General features: G+C 58.5%; 14 protein-coding genes, 1 rRNA gene and 5 pseudogenes. 11 read left to right on the top strand and 9 right to left on the bottom strand.

From position 1 onward, the window contains the following. The first annotated feature begins 81 nt into the window (after positions 1-81). Positions 82-196 (top strand): 5S ribosomal RNA (rrf, locus tag QU481_RS17270). A 122-nt stretch (positions 197-318) separates the two neighbouring features. Here rrf and QU481_RS17265 read toward each other — a convergent pair. Beyond that, positions 319-483, bottom strand: coding sequence for a hypothetical protein (locus tag QU481_RS17265; RefSeq protein WP_289831272.1), 165 nt, complete (start codon positions 481-483; stop codon positions 319-321). Between the two features lie 149 nt (positions 484-632). Beyond that, on the bottom strand, positions 633-1,079 hold the full coding sequence (locus tag QU481_RS17260) for a CBS domain-containing protein (RefSeq protein WP_289831270.1): 447 nt from the start codon (positions 1,077-1,079) through the stop codon (positions 633-635). 101 nt (positions 1,080-1,180) lie between these two features. Between QU481_RS17260 and QU481_RS17255 the strand changes: the two are divergent. Both QU481_RS17255 and QU481_RS17250 read left to right on the top strand, forming a co-directional pair. Further along, positions 1,181-1,366 (top strand): annotated as a pseudogene (locus QU481_RS17255) (hypothetical protein); the annotation flags it as partial. Then, positions 1,359-1,667, top strand: coding sequence for a hypothetical protein (locus tag QU481_RS17250; protein WP_289831269.1), 309 nt, complete (start codon positions 1,359-1,361; stop codon positions 1,665-1,667). The pseudogene QU481_RS17255 and the gene QU481_RS17250, both read left to right, overlap by 8 nt. Before the next feature lie 696 nt (positions 1,668-2,363). On the opposite strand, the gene QU481_RS17245 is transcribed toward QU481_RS17250, so the two are convergent. The 4 genes and pseudogenes from QU481_RS17245 to QU481_RS17230 all read right to left on the bottom strand — a co-directional run bounded on the left by QU481_RS17245 (position 2,364) and on the right by QU481_RS17230 (position 5,080). Further along, positions 2,364-2,861: a GNAT family N-acetyltransferase gene (locus QU481_RS17245; protein ID WP_289831268.1), complete on the bottom strand. Its 498-nt coding sequence runs from the start codon at positions 2,859-2,861 to the stop codon at positions 2,364-2,366. Next, a complete protein-coding gene (locus QU481_RS17240) occupies positions 2,858-3,145 on the bottom strand; it encodes a type II toxin-antitoxin system TacA family antitoxin (protein ID WP_289831267.1) in 288 nt (95 codons plus the stop codon). The genes QU481_RS17245 and QU481_RS17240 overlap by 4 nt, the downstream gene beginning before the upstream one ends. A gap of 584 nt (positions 3,146-3,729) precedes the next feature. Beyond that, a pseudogene (locus QU481_RS17235) lies at positions 3,730-4,021 on the bottom strand (transposase); the annotation flags it as partial. Between the two features lie 138 nt (positions 4,022-4,159). Beyond that, complete coding sequence (locus QU481_RS17230; protein ID WP_289831265.1) at positions 4,160-5,080, bottom strand: LysR family transcriptional regulator; 921 nt, start codon at positions 5,078-5,080, stop codon at positions 4,160-4,162. Between the two features lie 105 nt (positions 5,081-5,185). On the opposite strand from QU481_RS17230, the gene QU481_RS17225 reads away from it, so the two are divergent. The 4 genes from QU481_RS17225 (at position 5,186) to QU481_RS17210 (ending at position 9,651) form a co-directional block, all read left to right on the top strand. Next, entirely contained in the window at positions 5,186-5,836 is a 651-nt protein-coding gene (locus QU481_RS17225) for an SDR family oxidoreductase (protein ID WP_289831264.1), read from the top strand. A gap of 107 nt (positions 5,837-5,943) precedes the next feature. Further along, positions 5,944-6,474, top strand: a complete 531-nt coding sequence (locus QU481_RS17220) for an NAD(P)H-dependent oxidoreductase (protein WP_289831263.1) — start codon at positions 5,944-5,946, stop codon at positions 6,472-6,474. A 199-nt stretch (positions 6,475-6,673) separates the two neighbouring features. After that, positions 6,674-7,363, top strand: coding sequence for a type 1 glutamine amidotransferase domain-containing protein (locus QU481_RS17215; protein ID WP_289831262.1), 690 nt, complete (start codon positions 6,674-6,676; stop codon positions 7,361-7,363). Positions 7,364-8,247: 884 nt separating this feature from the next. Beyond that, positions 8,248-9,651, top strand: coding sequence for an OmpP1/FadL family transporter (locus QU481_RS17210; RefSeq protein WP_289831261.1), 1,404 nt, complete (start codon positions 8,248-8,250; stop codon positions 9,649-9,651). A 118-nt stretch (positions 9,652-9,769) separates the two neighbouring features. Here QU481_RS17210 and QU481_RS17205 read toward each other — a convergent pair. Then, positions 9,770-9,859, bottom strand: a pseudogene (locus tag QU481_RS17205) (IS5/IS1182 family transposase); the annotation flags it as partial. 358 nt (positions 9,860-10,217) lie between these two features. Between QU481_RS17205 and QU481_RS17200 the strand changes: the two are divergent. Beyond that, positions 10,218-11,852: a methyl-accepting chemotaxis protein gene (locus tag QU481_RS17200; protein ID WP_289831260.1), complete on the top strand. Its 1,635-nt coding sequence runs from the start codon at positions 10,218-10,220 to the stop codon at positions 11,850-11,852. A 111-nt stretch (positions 11,853-11,963) separates the two neighbouring features. Here QU481_RS17200 and QU481_RS17195 read toward each other — a convergent pair whose 3' ends face one another. Then, positions 11,964-12,437 (bottom strand): IS630 family transposase, encoded by a 474-nt coding sequence (locus QU481_RS17195; protein ID WP_289831259.1) that lies wholly within the window; start codon positions 12,435-12,437, stop codon positions 11,964-11,966. Here QU481_RS17195 and QU481_RS23915 point away from each other — a divergent pair. Then, a pseudogene (locus tag QU481_RS23915) lies at positions 12,331-12,750 on the top strand (transposase); the annotation flags it as partial. The gene QU481_RS17195 and the pseudogene QU481_RS23915 overlap by 107 nt on opposite strands. A 385-nt stretch (positions 12,751-13,135) precedes the next feature. Here QU481_RS23915 and QU481_RS17185 read toward each other — a convergent pair. Continuing rightward, a complete protein-coding gene (locus QU481_RS17185; protein WP_289831257.1) occupies positions 13,136-13,738 on the bottom strand; it encodes a TetR family transcriptional regulator in 603 nt (200 codons plus the stop codon). Between the two features lie 221 nt (positions 13,739-13,959). On the opposite strand from QU481_RS17185, the gene QU481_RS17180 reads away from it, so the two are divergent. Next, positions 13,960-14,931: a methyl-accepting chemotaxis protein gene (locus QU481_RS17180; RefSeq protein ID WP_289831256.1), complete on the top strand. Its 972-nt coding sequence runs from the start codon at positions 13,960-13,962 to the stop codon at positions 14,929-14,931. Beyond that, positions 14,924-15,490: pseudogene (locus QU481_RS17175) on the top strand (methyl-accepting chemotaxis protein); the annotation flags it as partial. The gene QU481_RS17180 and the pseudogene QU481_RS17175, both read left to right, overlap by 8 nt. Positions 15,491-15,692: the final 202 nt, after the last annotated feature.

Raw genomic sequence — 15,692 nt, 5'->3', positions numbered from 1 at the left:
TACCAAGTAACGCTTGAATTCAATACGGCAGCGTCAGTAACAGTGACGATGCTCGGCTTCGACAGTTTGTACAAGTTAATGTCTGGCGGCCATAGCGAGGTGGTCCCACGCCTTCCCATCCCGAACAGGACCGTGAAACGCCTCTGCGCCGATGATAGTGTGGCATTCGCCATGTGAAAGTAGGTCACCGCCAGACTCCCCACACCACAAGCCCAGCTCTCAGAGCTGGGCTTTGTGCTTTGCGGCCTTCCGTCAGGTAGGTGGCTAGCTCAGCCGCATCTGCGGGGGTGAGCTGGAGCGGGTTCACCTTCAATTCGATCAGCGCCGGACGGCCAGCCCCTCCTCGACCATGCGCAGGCTCAGCGGAAAGCGGTAATACCGCCACACCGCGTAGCTGATCACCTCCGCTAGAAAACGGTAGCCCTTGTATGAGATCGGGTTGGCGGTTTCAGGCCAGCAGCAACGTGAGGTTTTCTTCTTCATCCCTCATCTTACCCCGCAATCCTGCTGCCAACGTGACAGTACCGAGCTGCCGATTTCCTCCAGGGTAAGGCCCGGTCAGCAAAGTATCCACGTAAAAATGCCAGTCAGCGTGAACTGACTGGCATTAGCCGGGGCGGGCATTTCTATACTCAATGTGGCTTGCTGCCGCGGTAGGTATGCGTTGACTCGCGCTCCGAAATCCCATAAATCGCCTTGCCCGCCATCGAACGGCTTTCGTGTGTCGCCACGTCGCATAGCGACAGAATGCCGACTAGCCGTTTATCGCGGCTGAGCACCGGCAGACGACGCACCTGGATATCGGCCATGTTGATTGCGACCTCGTCCAGATCTTCATCCTCGTAACAGTATTTCACATCCTGGCTCATTACATCGCGCACCTTGGTGTCGGCGGTTTTGCCCTGCGCCAGCGCGCGTACCACGATGTCACGGTCGGTCACGACGCCAATCAAACGGTCGTTATCCCGAACCGGCAGCGCGCCGATCTCGGCCTCGGCCATAATACGGGCAGCATCCAGCAAGCTGTTGTCCGGATCGATCAGGCGCACATCGCGCGTCATTGCATCTGAAACTCTCATCGTATCCTCCTTTCGTGCTTTCGCTGGCTGTCTAATTTTAGATGGTGTCGTCACAAGATTCTGGCCCAGATTGCCGACACGCTACTGATCACCAAGGTCGCTCAGCCATCCTGTCCTGGTTGCTGACCAAGCACGAGGGAACCGGCAACGAGAAGGCCTTGGCTTTGATCACGCAGATGTCGCCTGCGGGGTGGCGGCACATCCTGCTCAATGGGCATTACACTTTCCACAGCGAAGGGAAACTCATCAACCTGGATGAGCTCATTGCAGAGCTGGATCTTGGCTGACAAAAAAATCTGGGGTTTGGGCTTACTACCCCTGGTGGCGGCCCAGCAGGCCGAACAGCAGGTCCGCGCCGAGCTGCAGTGGGCGGAACAGGTGATCGCCGAGCAGGGCCGCACCCTCGCGCTGCTGCAGCAGGAACTGGCGCGCGGGCGCGATCAGCACCAGGCCGAGCAGCGCGGCCTCGGCCTGCAGGAACAGCTGGAGGCGCTACAGCAGCAGCGGGTGGCCAAGCGGCAGCAGGCCGAAGTGCAGCAGCAGGGCGCGGCGGCCGCCGGCCAGCGCCGCTACACCGTGACCGATTAATGTTCAGGCAGGTCCAAGGCAAGGCGCGTCACGGCGGGGTGTGGGGCGTATGGGAAAGGGGTTATCCCCCGGCTTATCCACCGCGGCGGGGGATAACGGGACTGGCGAACCTTGCTAGCCGGCCGGTTGGGACGGCCTGGGGGACTTCAAGGGGTAGGGATGGCACGCCAGCCGGGACGGCAGACGGCCAAGGGGCGGGCGTTGCGCGCTGCGGTCTCCGTGCAAGCGGCCGGGCCGGCCGGTGACGGTCACGCGCACGGGAACACCACAGTAGCGGAGCGGGTCTGCATCGGACGGAGGCCGTGCTGTGCAGGCATCACGATGCAGGCCCGCTCGCGCCGGCGCTGCGGCGACGCCGACGGGATCGGTCAGCGCGCCACCTTAACATCCCCGAGCCATCGCTCAGGCGGGAAAGCTGGTGCAGGCCTGTCAGACTCAGCCCGCGGAAGTCATCCCGAAGGATGGCAGGCATGCTAATGCCATGCTTATGGCATGTCAATAGGGGCTGGCGAGAACGATGGCGGACCCGGGGGGCTGAGGGATACTGTCATGTTGTTGGCCGGCTGTCGGAAACACGGGGGCCATCTCAAGCATGAAACGAGCCGCCCGGCCTCACAACGCACCTGCAACCGACGCCTGACACAGTGCGCTGCGAGCCGGTGGGGAGAAGTCGGGGAGTGATTCAATGCTCATGGTTCAGCGTACCCAGCGGCGGGCATCCTTGAGGAGCAGCAGCAATTGCTGCTCTCGCAGCGGCGAGGCGATAAAGCCGAAGCGGGTGTAGAACCTTGCTGCTGCTTCGTCGATAGGGTGGGTCAGCATCGCCCGGATGCCCGCCTGCTCGGCAATCAGCATCGTGCGATGTATGGCATCTTGCAGCAGACCAAATCCGATGCCTTGCCCCTGATCCTGCTGCGACACGGCCAGTCGCGCCAGGATCACCACCGGCACCGGGTACTGCCCCATCCCTTTGCGGATACGCTCAGGGGCATCCATGGTATCGATTTGGCCGACGGTCAGACTGAAGTAGCCAGCCACATGGTCATCATCGGCCACGACGAAGGTCTTGGCCGATCCGCTGCCTTGTGCCTGCCGGGTATGGCGCAGCAGCCAGTCGTTCAACGCTGGCTTGCCGCAATCGAAGCCTTCCAGCCGATGCTGCGCACCCAGAGGTTCTGGGCCACGTAAGCTCATGCCTTGTCCCAAGGAGCTTTACGCGAGAACAGATCGCGCAGCCCCTCGTTGGGCTGTTCTGGCTGCTCCAGCAAATCCATCAGGGCTTGGTACTGGCTACCGGAAACCATGAACAGACGCTGGTCGAGCAAGGTCTGCTCGGCGGCCAGGCAGGCGCTGTCGAGAATGAAATCGGTCAGGGATTTGTGTGCCACTTCGGCAGCACGGCGCAACACGACTTCCTGTTCGGGTGTGGCGCGCAGTCCCAAGCGGGCGGACCGGGCGACAGGTGAAGTGGCAGCCATGATGGCACCTCATTTGTTAGATCAACTGGCGTAATGTTAGTACAAGCGACGTACATTGTCTAGTTGTGAGAGACGACCGATCGCATTGATGGCACTCAAGACGCGGAATGGTATTGTTGGCGCTCACTGAAAATTGACTACGTCATATGGCCCCAAAGTCGAGTAGCCGAGGACGGTTACCCGTCCTCAGCCCTCTAAGAGAGCGTGCTGAAATCGGGGAAAACCAGTCGAGATTATTAATCCGGCAGCCAAATACCGTACAAGCGGCTTACGCTGCGTAGCGGATCTTCTCATGCCTGAAGTGCGACCGGATTCTGGCCGGCTGCTTCTGCAGCGAGCGTAAATGAGATAGCACTTTCCCTTGGAGTTGCCCATCCGATCGAACTGGCTCGCCTGCGCTCATTCTGGCCTTCAGGTCACCGTTCAAGTATTCATCCGGATTCAGTTCCGGTGAGTAACTGGGCAGGCCGGGCCGTCGCCGGCCTTCCAGTCGGCAAAACCACTGGTGCTGACTGACAGCACACGGCACAAGGATTGCAGGGGATAGTGAGCGCGCATTCCATCGAGCCAGGCGTACTTCACTGCGACTTCTTGGCGAAGTACGCCGTGGCTTTTTCCAGGATCTCGAGCTCCATCTTGATGGCGGGCATTCTCGGCCCGCAGGCGGGAGAGTTCCATCTGCTCTGGCGTGACCGGTTTACCAGAACCGGAGGCCAGCTTGCCGGCCTTGTGTGCTTTGCGCCAGTTGCTGAGCGTTTGTTCGGAGATGCCCAGGTCACGAGCGACCTGGGCTGGAGACTTGCCCTCGGCCTCGATCTGCCGGATGGCTTCTTGCTTGAATTCTGGGGTGTAGCTTTGTCGTGGAATCTTGTACATCGGAACCTCTGCATGTCAGTTTATCTGACTACGCTCGGTATCCGAAATCCACACCCAAGCTCAATCGCCCAACAACACGAATTGCTGTACCAATAATTTGGGGCACGGCCCGGAGACCGTACGGACATCCAGAGTTAGTCAGACTGAATCAGTCTGTACCTCTCCAATCAGCAAATCCATCAATTGTTGTCGTAACCATACCTGAGCCGGATCCGCATGTGCGCGGGAGTGCCAGCCCATCATGATGGTAAAATCGGCGATTTCGCACGGCGGAGCGAGCACATCGAGCTGCTGTGCCCAGGCGCGCGCAAGACGGGAGGGCACGGTGGCGACGAGTTCGCTTTCGGCAATGACGGCTGGTACAAGCAGGAAGCTATTAAGGGAAACCGTCACGCGCCGGCTGCGCCCCATGGCGGCCAGACTTTCGTCGACAATTCCGTGGAAGCCGCCCCCGGTTGGCGAAACGAGCACATGCTCAAGCGCACAGAAGCGGTCGAGATCGAGAGGCCGGGCTGCAAGCGGATGATCGCGCCGCATGACACACAGGAAATGCTCCTCGTAGAGCGTCCTCGCCCGCAGATTGGGAGGCATGGACGACTGGGCACCAAGCCACAGGTCGATCTCGCCTGTGGCCATCTGCTCCTGCGTTCGCGCGCCATCATAGGGTAGCAGTGCGATCCGACATCCAGGTGCACGGTTGCCGAGCCGGGCTGCAAGCAAGGCGCTGGCTGCGTGATGAATTGCGTCACTGGCAACGATCCTGAAAGTCTGCCCGGTGCTGGCCGGATCGAAAGTACGCGCGCCAGCCGTCAACGCCTGGATCTGGGCCAGCGCTTCGCGCAACGGTTCGCGCAGGGCTTCGGCGCGGCTGGTCAGTGTCATGCCGCGTGAGGAGGGAATCAACAGCGGATCGTCGAACGAATTCCGCAACTGTTTCAACTGCGCGGACAGCGCCGGCTGCGAGAGCCCCAAGCGCTTTGCCGCGCGGGTGACGTTGCCTTCGGCAAGCAGCACATCGAGCGAGACAAGGAGGTTCAGGTCGAGTCTGGAATTATTCATGCTATCCGTAAAATGGATTGCTTGTATAAATACAATCCATTGTACGGATGGATTGCCGCTTCTTACAATCGACCCGTCAAAACTTCAATTCGCGGGAATATCGCTATGTCACTCTCTCAGCAACGCATCCTGATCCTCGGCGGCAGCAACGGAATGGGCCTCGCAACCGCTCAACGCGTCGCCCGCGCGAGTGCCGAGGTATTCATCGCGGGCCGTACGCAGGCAAGGCTCGACGTAGCGCTTGATGCAATCGCCGGTCGCGCGGAGGGACTCATTGTCGATTTTACGGACCCGGCATCGCTTGCCAGCGCAGCCGAGCGTCTTGGCCGCATCGATCACCTGGTGCTGGCGGCTTCGAGCAATGCGGCCTGGGGGCCGTTCGGGGAGATTTCGGCTGATACACTGCGCCGTGCCCTTGAAGGCAAGCTGCTCGGCTACTGGCAGACGCTTCAGGCAATGCTGCCGATCCTGCGTCGCGATGGTTCGGTGGCGATGCTGACTGGCGCAGCCTCGCGTACGGCCATGCCGGGCACCTCTGGACTCGCCGCGGTCAACGGTGCAATCACGCAGATGGCGATGACCCTAGCGAAGGAACTGGCGCCGCTGCGAGTGAATGTCGTTTCTCCGGGGCTGGTCGATACGCCGGCCTACGACGGAATGCCGGAGGAAGCCAAACGGGGAATGTTCGAGTCGGCGGCCAGAAATCTGCCGGTCGGGTGCACCGGCACGTCTGAAGACGTCGCGGCAGCAGTCTAATTCCTGCTGGCCAACACTTTCACGACTGGCGCGTTGCTGGATGTGGATGGCGGCGCCCGCATGAGCCTGTAACGGCGCATGTCATTATTTAACCTGGAGACTCAACCATGTCCACAAACCGGATCCTGCTTGTCTACGCCCATCGCGACCCTGGCGCGTCGCGCGTGAACCGCGCACTGCTCGACGCTGCCGCCTCGTTGTCCAACGTGACCGTGCACAACCTGACCGCACGTTATCCCGACCTGCGCATCGATACCGAACACGAGCAGCGTCTTCTGTTGGAACACGACACCATCGTGCTCCAGTTCCCTTTCTATTGGTACAGCACGCCGGCCATCTTGAAGGAGTGGCAGGACGCGGTGCTGGCGTACGGCTTCGCCTACGGCGAGAACGGTGACAAGTTGCACGGCAAGAAGCTGATGATCGCGACCACCACGGGCGGGCCGGCTGAAGCCTACGAGGCCGGTGGCTACAATCAGTTCACGCTGAGCGAGTTGCTGCGGCCATTGCAGGCTACAGCGAACCTCGCGGGGATGAGCTATGAACCGATCTTCGCAGTCTCAGGTGTGCGCATGCTCGATGAAGCGGCCCTGGACCGTGCCGCCACTGCTTACCGCGCCCGTTTGGTGGCGTTCTGAATCTGTGAGGAGAAGTTGCCCAGACAGCGTCGCGACGAAGAAGTCCACGAAGGTCCGAACGCGGGTCGATATCGCATGGCGCGAATCCATCGGCGACCTCGCCGAGTTCGGTTCGCTCCTCGCAGAGCTGCTCAAAGTCGAGGTCTTCGCGCGCATCGACGCCTAAGCCAATTCGTCCCATACCATTAGAGGAATTCTCATGAAAGTCCTGATTGTTCTCACTTCGCACGATCAACTCGGCAGCACTGAAGCCAAAACCGGCTTCTGGCTCGAGGAACTGGCAGCGCCTTACTACGCATTGAAGGATGCGGGCGCGCAACTGACCCTTGCTTCGGTCAAGGGAGGCCAGCCGCCGCTCGATCCGAAAAGCAGCGACCCTGCGTCCCAGACCGATGCGACGCGTCGCTTCGAAGCCGACGCCGAAGCACGCGCGGCGTTGGCCACGACGCACAAGCTATCCGACATGTCGGTCGACGGCTTCGATGCGATCTTTTACCCCGGTGGTCATGGCGTGATGTGGGACCTGCCGGAAGACGCAAGTTCGATTGCATTGATCGAGTGCGCCATCGCGGCTGGCAAGCCGGTTGCGGCCGTGTGCCACGCGCCGGGCGTACTGCGTCATGTGAAAGCGCCGGACGGCCAGCCGCTTGTCGCTGGCAAGGCGGTGACGGGATTTGCGAACAGCGAAGAACAGGCGGTCGGTCTGACCGAGGTGGTGCCGTTTCTCGTCGAGGATATGCTGAAGGCGAATGGCGGACATTACTCGAAAGCGGATAACTGGCTGGCACATGTGGTAACAGACGGCCTGCTCATCACGGGGCAGAACCCGGCCTCTTCGGAGCCTGTCGCGCATGCACTGTTGCAAAAACTGAAGCACAGCGGAGCATAGTTGGGCGGGTATTGACAAGTTAACCGGCTGACGATGCTTTACGCGTTGTCAATCAGCGCCGAATTTTGACCCGCAGGGGGGGGCGGCATAAATCAGTCCAAGATTTCTGCCGCCCCCCACTGCCACCTAGGCGGTGTCTGTCCCGTTGCTTTCGAGCTAGCCTCTGGGCTTCACTTATTTGGCTAGGACCAGCATTAGAGGACGAAACTAGCCAGTTATCACTGTCATCGTGGCCAGTTAGAAACGGCGTCTGCAGTTCGTGTACATCAAGTCTGGTTCTTGGTGGCATAAGCATCAGAACAAGAAATCACTATCATCAGCACAAGACATCACTTTCCTCAGTCGATGCAGTCAATACCGTACGGCGCCCCCCTGTGCGGTCGGCGCAAATTTACACGCGCGCGATAACCGCGCCCAATCGCTCGCAAGATCACGCTTTCGCGCGTCAGTACCGATCAAGCCCCCTCTCTGGTATCAGGTGAACCGACTCGAGCAAGCGTCATCGCTTGCTTCTGCTACAACAGCGCATACGCGAGACATCCCAGTGATGCATGCCCAGCGCATGACATGCGTCCCCTCCTGTCCCACTGTGCAACAGCTCCGGCAATACAAGATAAAAGCATAATCCTCAAGCCTGACCTGCACGCCGTCTGCATCGTCACCAGCAGCAGTAAGCCATACCCCGACCAAGCAAAGCCTCAAAGGCAGCGCTCGTCATGCCTCCATCTATCCAGCCTTTAGCCCCTTCCTGCTTCTCTTGGTTTGCGGTTCGCAAGACAACACAAATAAACAAATATGTCATCTTGACATTAATCGGCAAAATGAATGAAAGTAATTGCACGCCGCAAAGACGGCTGCACACAAGCCACAAAGGAGAGACAGTCATGAGGAAGGGCACAATCGTGCTGAACACGGCTTTGACCGTGGCAGCATGTGGGATGGCACAGGTAGCTTGGGCATCCGGTTACCAGCTCGATGTACTGAGCGTAAGGGAACAGGGTAGTTCGAATGCCGGTACGGCCGAGGCAGCCGACCCGTCCACGATTTTCTACAACCCGGCCGGGTTGACGCGGCTGGACGGTACTCAGATGACGCTCGGAGCAACGGCGGTGGATCCGCATTCGCACTTCAGCTACAGCGGTGCCACCAACGGCAGCGGCCAACCCGTTTCACCAGCCGATACCGGAGGAAGCTATGCCAAGCAGGCGGCCATCCCGCACGGCTATCTGTCGCACAGGGTCAACGACCAACTGACGGTAGGTGTCGGCTTATTCGTCCCTTACGGCTCCAAAATCGGCTATGACGACAACTTTGCTGGCCGCTATTATGGGACTGGCGTCGACTTCAAGTCGCTAAACATCAATCCTTCGCTCGGCTTCAAGTTGAACGAACACCACAGCATCGGCTTAGGCATCAGCGCTCAATATCTGGACGTCAAGCTCGACAAGAGCCAGGACCTCACGCCGGTCGCGTATGGAGTCTGCCTGGCTGGTGGGGGCGATCCCATCACCTGCCAAGGCGCCGCCGCAAGTTATGCCAATCAGCCGGACGCCAAGGTCCACATCAGCGGAACCGACTGGGGCTACGGCTTCAATCTTGGCTATCTGTTCACCCCGAGCGATGACACTCGTATCGGCCTGGCCTACCGCTCCTTCATCACGCAGAAGCTGCACGGGACGGCCACGTTCACTGTGCCCAATAACCTGCCGGGCGGTTCTGCATCGCCGGTCAATACCGGCATCCATTCCGTGCTGACCAACAGCAACGCCACGATCGATGTCACTACGCCGGAGACTGTCTCGCTCAATGCCTACCATCAGTTGAACACACGTTGGGCGATCATGGGCGATCTCACCTGGAATCGGCATGACCGCTTGCAAGAGATCGAGATCGATATGCCCACCGCGCAAATACCGGACCGCAAGGTCGTTCAAAAGACTGCGTGGCAAAACAGCTGGCGCGCATCGGTCGGCGCCAGCTTCAAGCTCGACGAACAATGGACCCTGCGCGGCGGCTATATGTACGACCAGACGCCAGTGTCCAATTCGAGCTATGCTCTGACCGTACTGCCGGATGCCAGCCGTCAGATGTATTCGCTGGGTGCAAGCTATCGGATCGATGCGCGCAATACCTTCGATTTGGCCTATAGCTATCTGAAGCTCAAGGAGGCGGTAGTCAATCGCACCGATGACGACTACAACAGCGTCAACGGCAGCCCGGGTACGCTGACCGGCAGCTACCGCACCCATGTCAACTTGATCGGTCTCGGCTATACGCACAGATTCTGAGACCGGCAGGTTTACTGTCCCTCTTCCCTCGAGCCATACGGCTTGATTCTTCGCCTCCCCGGCGCTCGTGGTGCGTGGGGGAGGCTTATCTTGATGAAAATGCGTAATGCTGGTTCTAGTTCATCGCTTGGTTGCCGCCAGGCGAGCCAGCGGCGTGCGGGTGGACCTTGGCGTGTGTGGCGTCGATCATCAGCCATTCGAAGCCCGGGTTGCTGTTCGACGGCGCCAAATTACTGAATTGATTTACCTATTGACTGTTGCACTTACTTTTTGAACCCGCGCTTGCAAAACAAATCAGGCTGACCGCACCTGCAGAAGCTACCAATTCTGCAGGTGTGGTATGAAATATGAACATAGTGGCAAGTGAAGAGAAAATTGGCGTCAACCAAAAAAAAATAGGCCGCAACACATCATGGGAATCATTATTATGATTCTTCTCTTTATTGGGTTACGGAATCTGAGCGTATTTCAGATTGGGACGGTGCTTCCTCAAGCCACGGCGATGCTTTTTTCTTGTTTACAAATTAATGTGAAACCAGCACTGTAGAAAAACAAGGGTAGCCTTAATGCGTAATAACCAACCCGTAACTGGCGTAGAGACGTTACTTCCAGAAGGACAGTTTATCTATTCTCGTACGGACCTGCATGGCATCATCATCGAGGCCAATGAAGCCTTTGCCAATATCAGTGATTACCGGCGGGAAGAAATGCTGGGGAAACCGCACAGTATTGTGCGTCACCCGGACATGCCACCCCAAGCCTTCCAGGATATGTGGCAGAACCTCAAGGTAGGCCGTCCTTGGCGAGGCCTGGTCAAGAACCGACGTCGGGATGGTGGCTACTACTGGGTGGTGGCCAATGCCTCTCCTGTGCGGGAGCATGGGCAGGTCGTGGGCTACCAATCGGTGCGCTCCCGCCCCAGTCGGGACGAGGTGGAGGCCGTTGCAGCTGTTTATCAGCGGATCAAGAATGGCGACACCTCCGTCCGTATCGAACATGGCCGGGTTGTTCCTGCCCGAAGACCGCTGTTCACTGTCTTTTCCGGATTGGGGCCCCAGTCCTTGCTCATAGGCCTGATGGTATTACTGCTCAGTGGCGGTGTCCTAGCTGGTAGCGTTCTACCTATGGCCCAGGTGCTTCCGGTCTTGCAAGTCCTGGCCGCGCTTAGCACCGTGCTGGCCCTTTTTTTTCTCCTTTACTCTCTGCCCCGCCTTCGGAGCGATCTGTCTGCTACCTCAGATTATCTAGAGCACCTGCTGATCAGCGGGGATCTAAAGAAGCGCTTCGGCCTTGGTCGCCAGGATCAATTGGGCGAAATTGTCCACAAGATAGACCGCTTTGTTTCTTCGATTCAAGCCACCGTTCAGGGGATCGGCGATACGGTTTGTCAGGTCCAACAGGTAGCCCATGAGGTCCACCGAGGGGTCCTCAAAGTAAATGAAGCAGCGCGCGTTCAGAGCGAAGCCACATCGTCCGCCGCTGCTGGCATCGAGCAAATCACGGTTGCCAATGGTGAAGTGGCTACATACGCCGCGTCGACCCGTGATTCTGCGGGCTTAGCGGCAGAACTCTCCGCCCAAGGTGCCGAGTTGTCAGAACAGGCTTGCTCCTCCATTCTTTCCTTGGCCAATGCGGTGAAGACTTCTGCCGTTCAGGTGGGGCAGCTAGGAGAAAAATCCAAGGAAATTTCCCGGATTACGGGGGTTATCAAGGAAATTGCCGACCAAACCAACCTACTGGCCCTGAATGCAGCCATCGAGGCAGCTCGAGCCGGCGAAGCGGGTCGTGGCTTTGCCGTCGTAGCCGACGAAGTGCGCAAGCTAGCGGAACGCACGGGCAAGGCCACTCAGGAAATAAGCGTCATGATTCAATCGGTCCAGGAAGAAACCAGTAAGGCGGTGTCAGGGATGAGCTCAGGGGCCGTTCAGGTTGAGAGTGGGGTCTTGCTGGTTCAGGATTCCCAGAACTCCCTACGGGAGATCAATACCCAAATGGCGAACACCATGGCTATGGTGAGCGACATCTTCCACTCCTCCCAGGAGCAGCAGCAGGCCCTGTCCCAGATGGCACCGAATATGGAACGGATTGCTTCGATGACCGAGCAAAACTTGACTGTTGTGAACCAAACCAATGCCACGGTAAATAGCCTGAATGACATGGTGGTTCGCATGCAGAAGTGTGTGGCGCAGTTCTCGGCTTGACCATTCCAAACCTGCCCTCCTTAAGATTGGACATTCTGCTGGTGAGAATTTCCCCTCAGGGCGATCCTGAGCCAATATCCTCACTATTTACTAAGCTTTGCAAAAGTATTGTCACTGGCAGGCATATTGGCACTCAGGCTGGTGGAAGAGCGATTTCACCAGCCGAGGCAGCTTTTGGATTCGGCGTAAGGCGCCGATCGCTAGTCGCTTCATTTCCTCATGGTTTTGCACCAGACGCTTTGACACCTGGCGTTTCACGTGCGCCCAGACCTGTTCATCCGGATTCAGTTGCGGCGAGTAAGGCGGCAAGTAGAACAGTTTGAGCTTGCCTTCCAAGCTTTCCACATAGTCCCTAACCAGCTTCGCCTTGTGGATCGGGTGGCCGTCGACGATCACAAACACCGGCTTTTCCGCTCCAATCATCAGCCGCTTCAGAAACTCGCGAAACACCATCGCCGTCACTGACCCCTCATGCACCATGAACCGGAAGTCGCCGCGCGGGTTGACTGCCGAGATCATGTTCAGCGAGAAACGGCGGCCGGTCACATTCACTACGGGTGGGCACCTCGAAAAACCCCAGTTCATGGCACGATGGAAACATGACTCATCGGAGCGTTCGAGCATCATCAAGAACAGCCTGTTTGCCGGACAAGAGCGAGAAGCCAAACTCGACAAGCTCGGGGATGTGCTGCATACCCTGCAGGAGCATGTCGACTTTGCCGTCCTGGCCGCCGAGATCGACCGTGCCGCCCCTCGCCCTAGCCGCGAGCGTGGCGGGCGCCCGCCGTTCCCTACCGAACTGATGGTAAGGGTCCTGCTGATTCAGCAACTGTTCAACCTCAGCGATGAACAGATGGAGTTCCACCTGCTCGACCGCCTGAGCTTTCAGCGTTTCGTCGGCTTGCGTGACAGCAGCCAGATTCCGGACCGCACCACGATCGGGCTCTTCAAGGAGCGCCTGATCGCCGCCAATGCCAGCGAAACCCTCTTTGCTGCGGTCAATCGGCAGCTCAACCAGCACGGCTATATCGCCCGTGGTGGCCAGATGATCGATGCCAGCATCGTCCCCGTGCCGCGTCAGGGCATGACTGCCGAGGAGAAAGCGCTAGTTCAGCAGCAGGCCACTCCGGCCGAGTGGTCGCCAGCCAAGCGACGGCAGAAAGATACCAACGCCAAGTGGACCAAGAAGCATGAAAAACTTACGCTGAAGCGCCTTGACCTTGCCTCAAGAGCTGAGTTTGTACGTCACACTCCGCCGAAAGGCGGGTTATTCGAGGTGCCCATTAGAGAGGCAACAGCGGGGGCAACTCGGCCCCTGCGTAGGACAGGGCATTTTCTAAATCAACCCCCAATCCCATCAGTAACAGTTGCGTGGTGTCGCTTCCGGCTTCGCGCCAGGTTTTATAGCCTTCCTGAACCAGCAGCATGGCACCGAGTACACTGCCGGCAACCATCGCGACCACGGAAAGAAGCTGATCGGTGCTGATCTTGTAACGACCCTGTTCCAGCCCCATTTCGAGGTCCTTCGTCGGAGCCCCGGTCCAGACCTCGCGCAGAGTGGCATTGCTGAAGGCAAATCGCATGAAAAAGCGGCCCCACTCCGGTTCTTCGTGCGCGCGACGGATAAAGAAGCGCATCCCAAACGCCAGGCGCTGTACCGGGTCCTCGACCATTTCCATGCTGTTCACCACGCGCCGTTGCATCTCATCCACCAATTGGGCCGCGACGTCTTCCAGCAGGGTTTCGGGGTGGGCAAGGTTGTTATAAACGGTGCCACGGGCGATGCCGGCGGCTTCTGCCAGGTCGCGGATGGTGATCTGGCTGTCTCCACGTTCTGCAAAAAGACGCAATGCTGCCTGGTGTATGCGCCTCAAGGCAGGGGTCATGGGCTCCACGGCTCGTCTCCAAGTATCGGAAAGTTAATTAAAAGTTAATTATTAGTCATCTGTGTTCAATTTGCAACTTGTGAGGCCGTCTAGCCCCCCTGGCCTAAATTTTAATTACATTGAACATATGTGTTCTGTATCGTGTTTTTGTGTTCATTGCTCAATTGTAGTATGGCAACGAACCGTCGCTTCAACCTGGCTGACATAATGGGGACAAATTCATGGTTGCTGCATTTACCGAGTGGTTTATTCCAGTACGCATCCGGCAATCCAAGGATGGACAGGTCCGGGCCCGTACTGTTTTGAGTGTGGCGGTCCTCGCAGGCTTACTCATGCCGATCGAAGCGGTGACCGATCTGCAGTTGCACCATCTCAGTCTGGCTGCGGGGGCGGCAAGCGGTGGCCTTGCCTTGTTGCTGGCCCCTTTGCTGATGCGAGTGCACGGGTCGGTCGGGGTCATAGCTCAGTACGTTTTGATCTGCTTGGCTGGCATGATCTGCTGGGGCGTGTATGTGAACGGAGGGATTCTTTCCTGCAACAGTCTGTGGTTCGCCATCGTGCCGTTGGCTTCCGTCTTCATTGCAGGGCGACGCTCCGGGCTCGTCTGGTCGGCAATCAGTCTAACTGCCTTGCTTGCCTTCTACCTGCTTTCCGACATACCTGGCGCATTGCCCGCAGTGCCGGTTGCGGCGGATAAGAATGCCTTGCTGCAAGGCAAGACCTTGTTGCAGGTGATGGTGGTGGTGTTGGCGCTGGCACTATCCTTCGCGCGGGCCAATGCCCGTGGCTTTCAGCAACTGGAAAGCGCGCAACAGGCCAGTGAAAGAGCCAGCAAGGCAATCGAACACATGATGGTGCAGGCATCGCACGCTATCCGCTTGGCTTCCCAAGAAAGCAGAAGCATCGCGCAGGGCAGCGCCGTGTTGACACGGGGCATGACCGCGCAAAGTGACCGAGCTGAGGCAATGTGTCGTGCCGTGCAAGAAATGGCGCTGCTGACCGAGCAGAATGTTCAGCAGTCGAGCGAGGCCAACGAGGTCGCCAAGGCTGCCTGCCAGGTAGCGGGGCAGGGTGGTGACGCGATGGCAAGAGCGATGCATGAACTGAATATGGCCGGTAGCGTAGTCGCCAACGCCGCCAGCCAGCTCGAAATGCTGGGAACGCGCGAGCGGTATTGTGCAGCTGATCAGTGAAATCGCTGCGCAGACCAATCTGCTCGCGCTCAATGCGGCCATCGAAGCCGCTCGCGCCGGCGAAATGGGGCGCGGCTTCGCGGTGGTGGCGGATGAGGTGCGCAAGCTTGCCGAGCGGACCCAGGGCGCCACGGTCGATATCACGGGAAAAATCGACCTGATGGTGCGGGATACCAATCAAGCCATCGATGCGATGTGTCTCAGCAACACGCAGATGGGGGCCGGCCTTGGCAATACCCAGGCTGCGCAAGTCAAACTGAACGACATCATCGAGTACATGGGCAAGCTTGGCGCCGTATTGGCTGGCGTATCGCACAGCGCCGAGCGCCAGCACCAGGGCTTTGCCGAATTCTCCCGCGACATGATGGCGGTGGGAGCTGCAGCGCATGCACAAAGCGAGCAGACTCATAATATTGCTGTTGCAACCGATAGCCTCGACAGCTTGCTGGCCAGGCTAAGCGAGTCAGTCAATCATTTCGACCGCGCTATTCACGAAGGTGGGCAGGAGCCTGCCCGGAAAGAGAGCCGCGGCAGTTTTGACCTTACCGTGGCAGCCTAGTCGTTTCCTATAGCCGAAAGTGGCAAGAATCTGGCTGGTAAAGTAGCCGGTCATGGCCGAATCGCTTTCCGCTTCGCTACTGAGTGGGAAGTGGCAGGGCGCTTGGTATCGTGGCGTCGACGAGGTGAACTTGAAAGGGCGGCAAGCCCACCCTGCCGCTTGCCGCCCGCACCTTGCCACCCATGGGGGCCTTGAAACCGCC

It is taken from the genome of Crenobacter oryzisoli (assembly GCF_030385785.1).
Lineage (GTDB): Bacteria > Pseudomonadota > Gammaproteobacteria > Burkholderiales > Chromobacteriaceae > Crenobacter_A > Crenobacter_A oryzisoli.
Note: the sequence above shows the minus strand (reverse complement) of the source record. Positions and strands in the feature narration are given on the sequence as shown.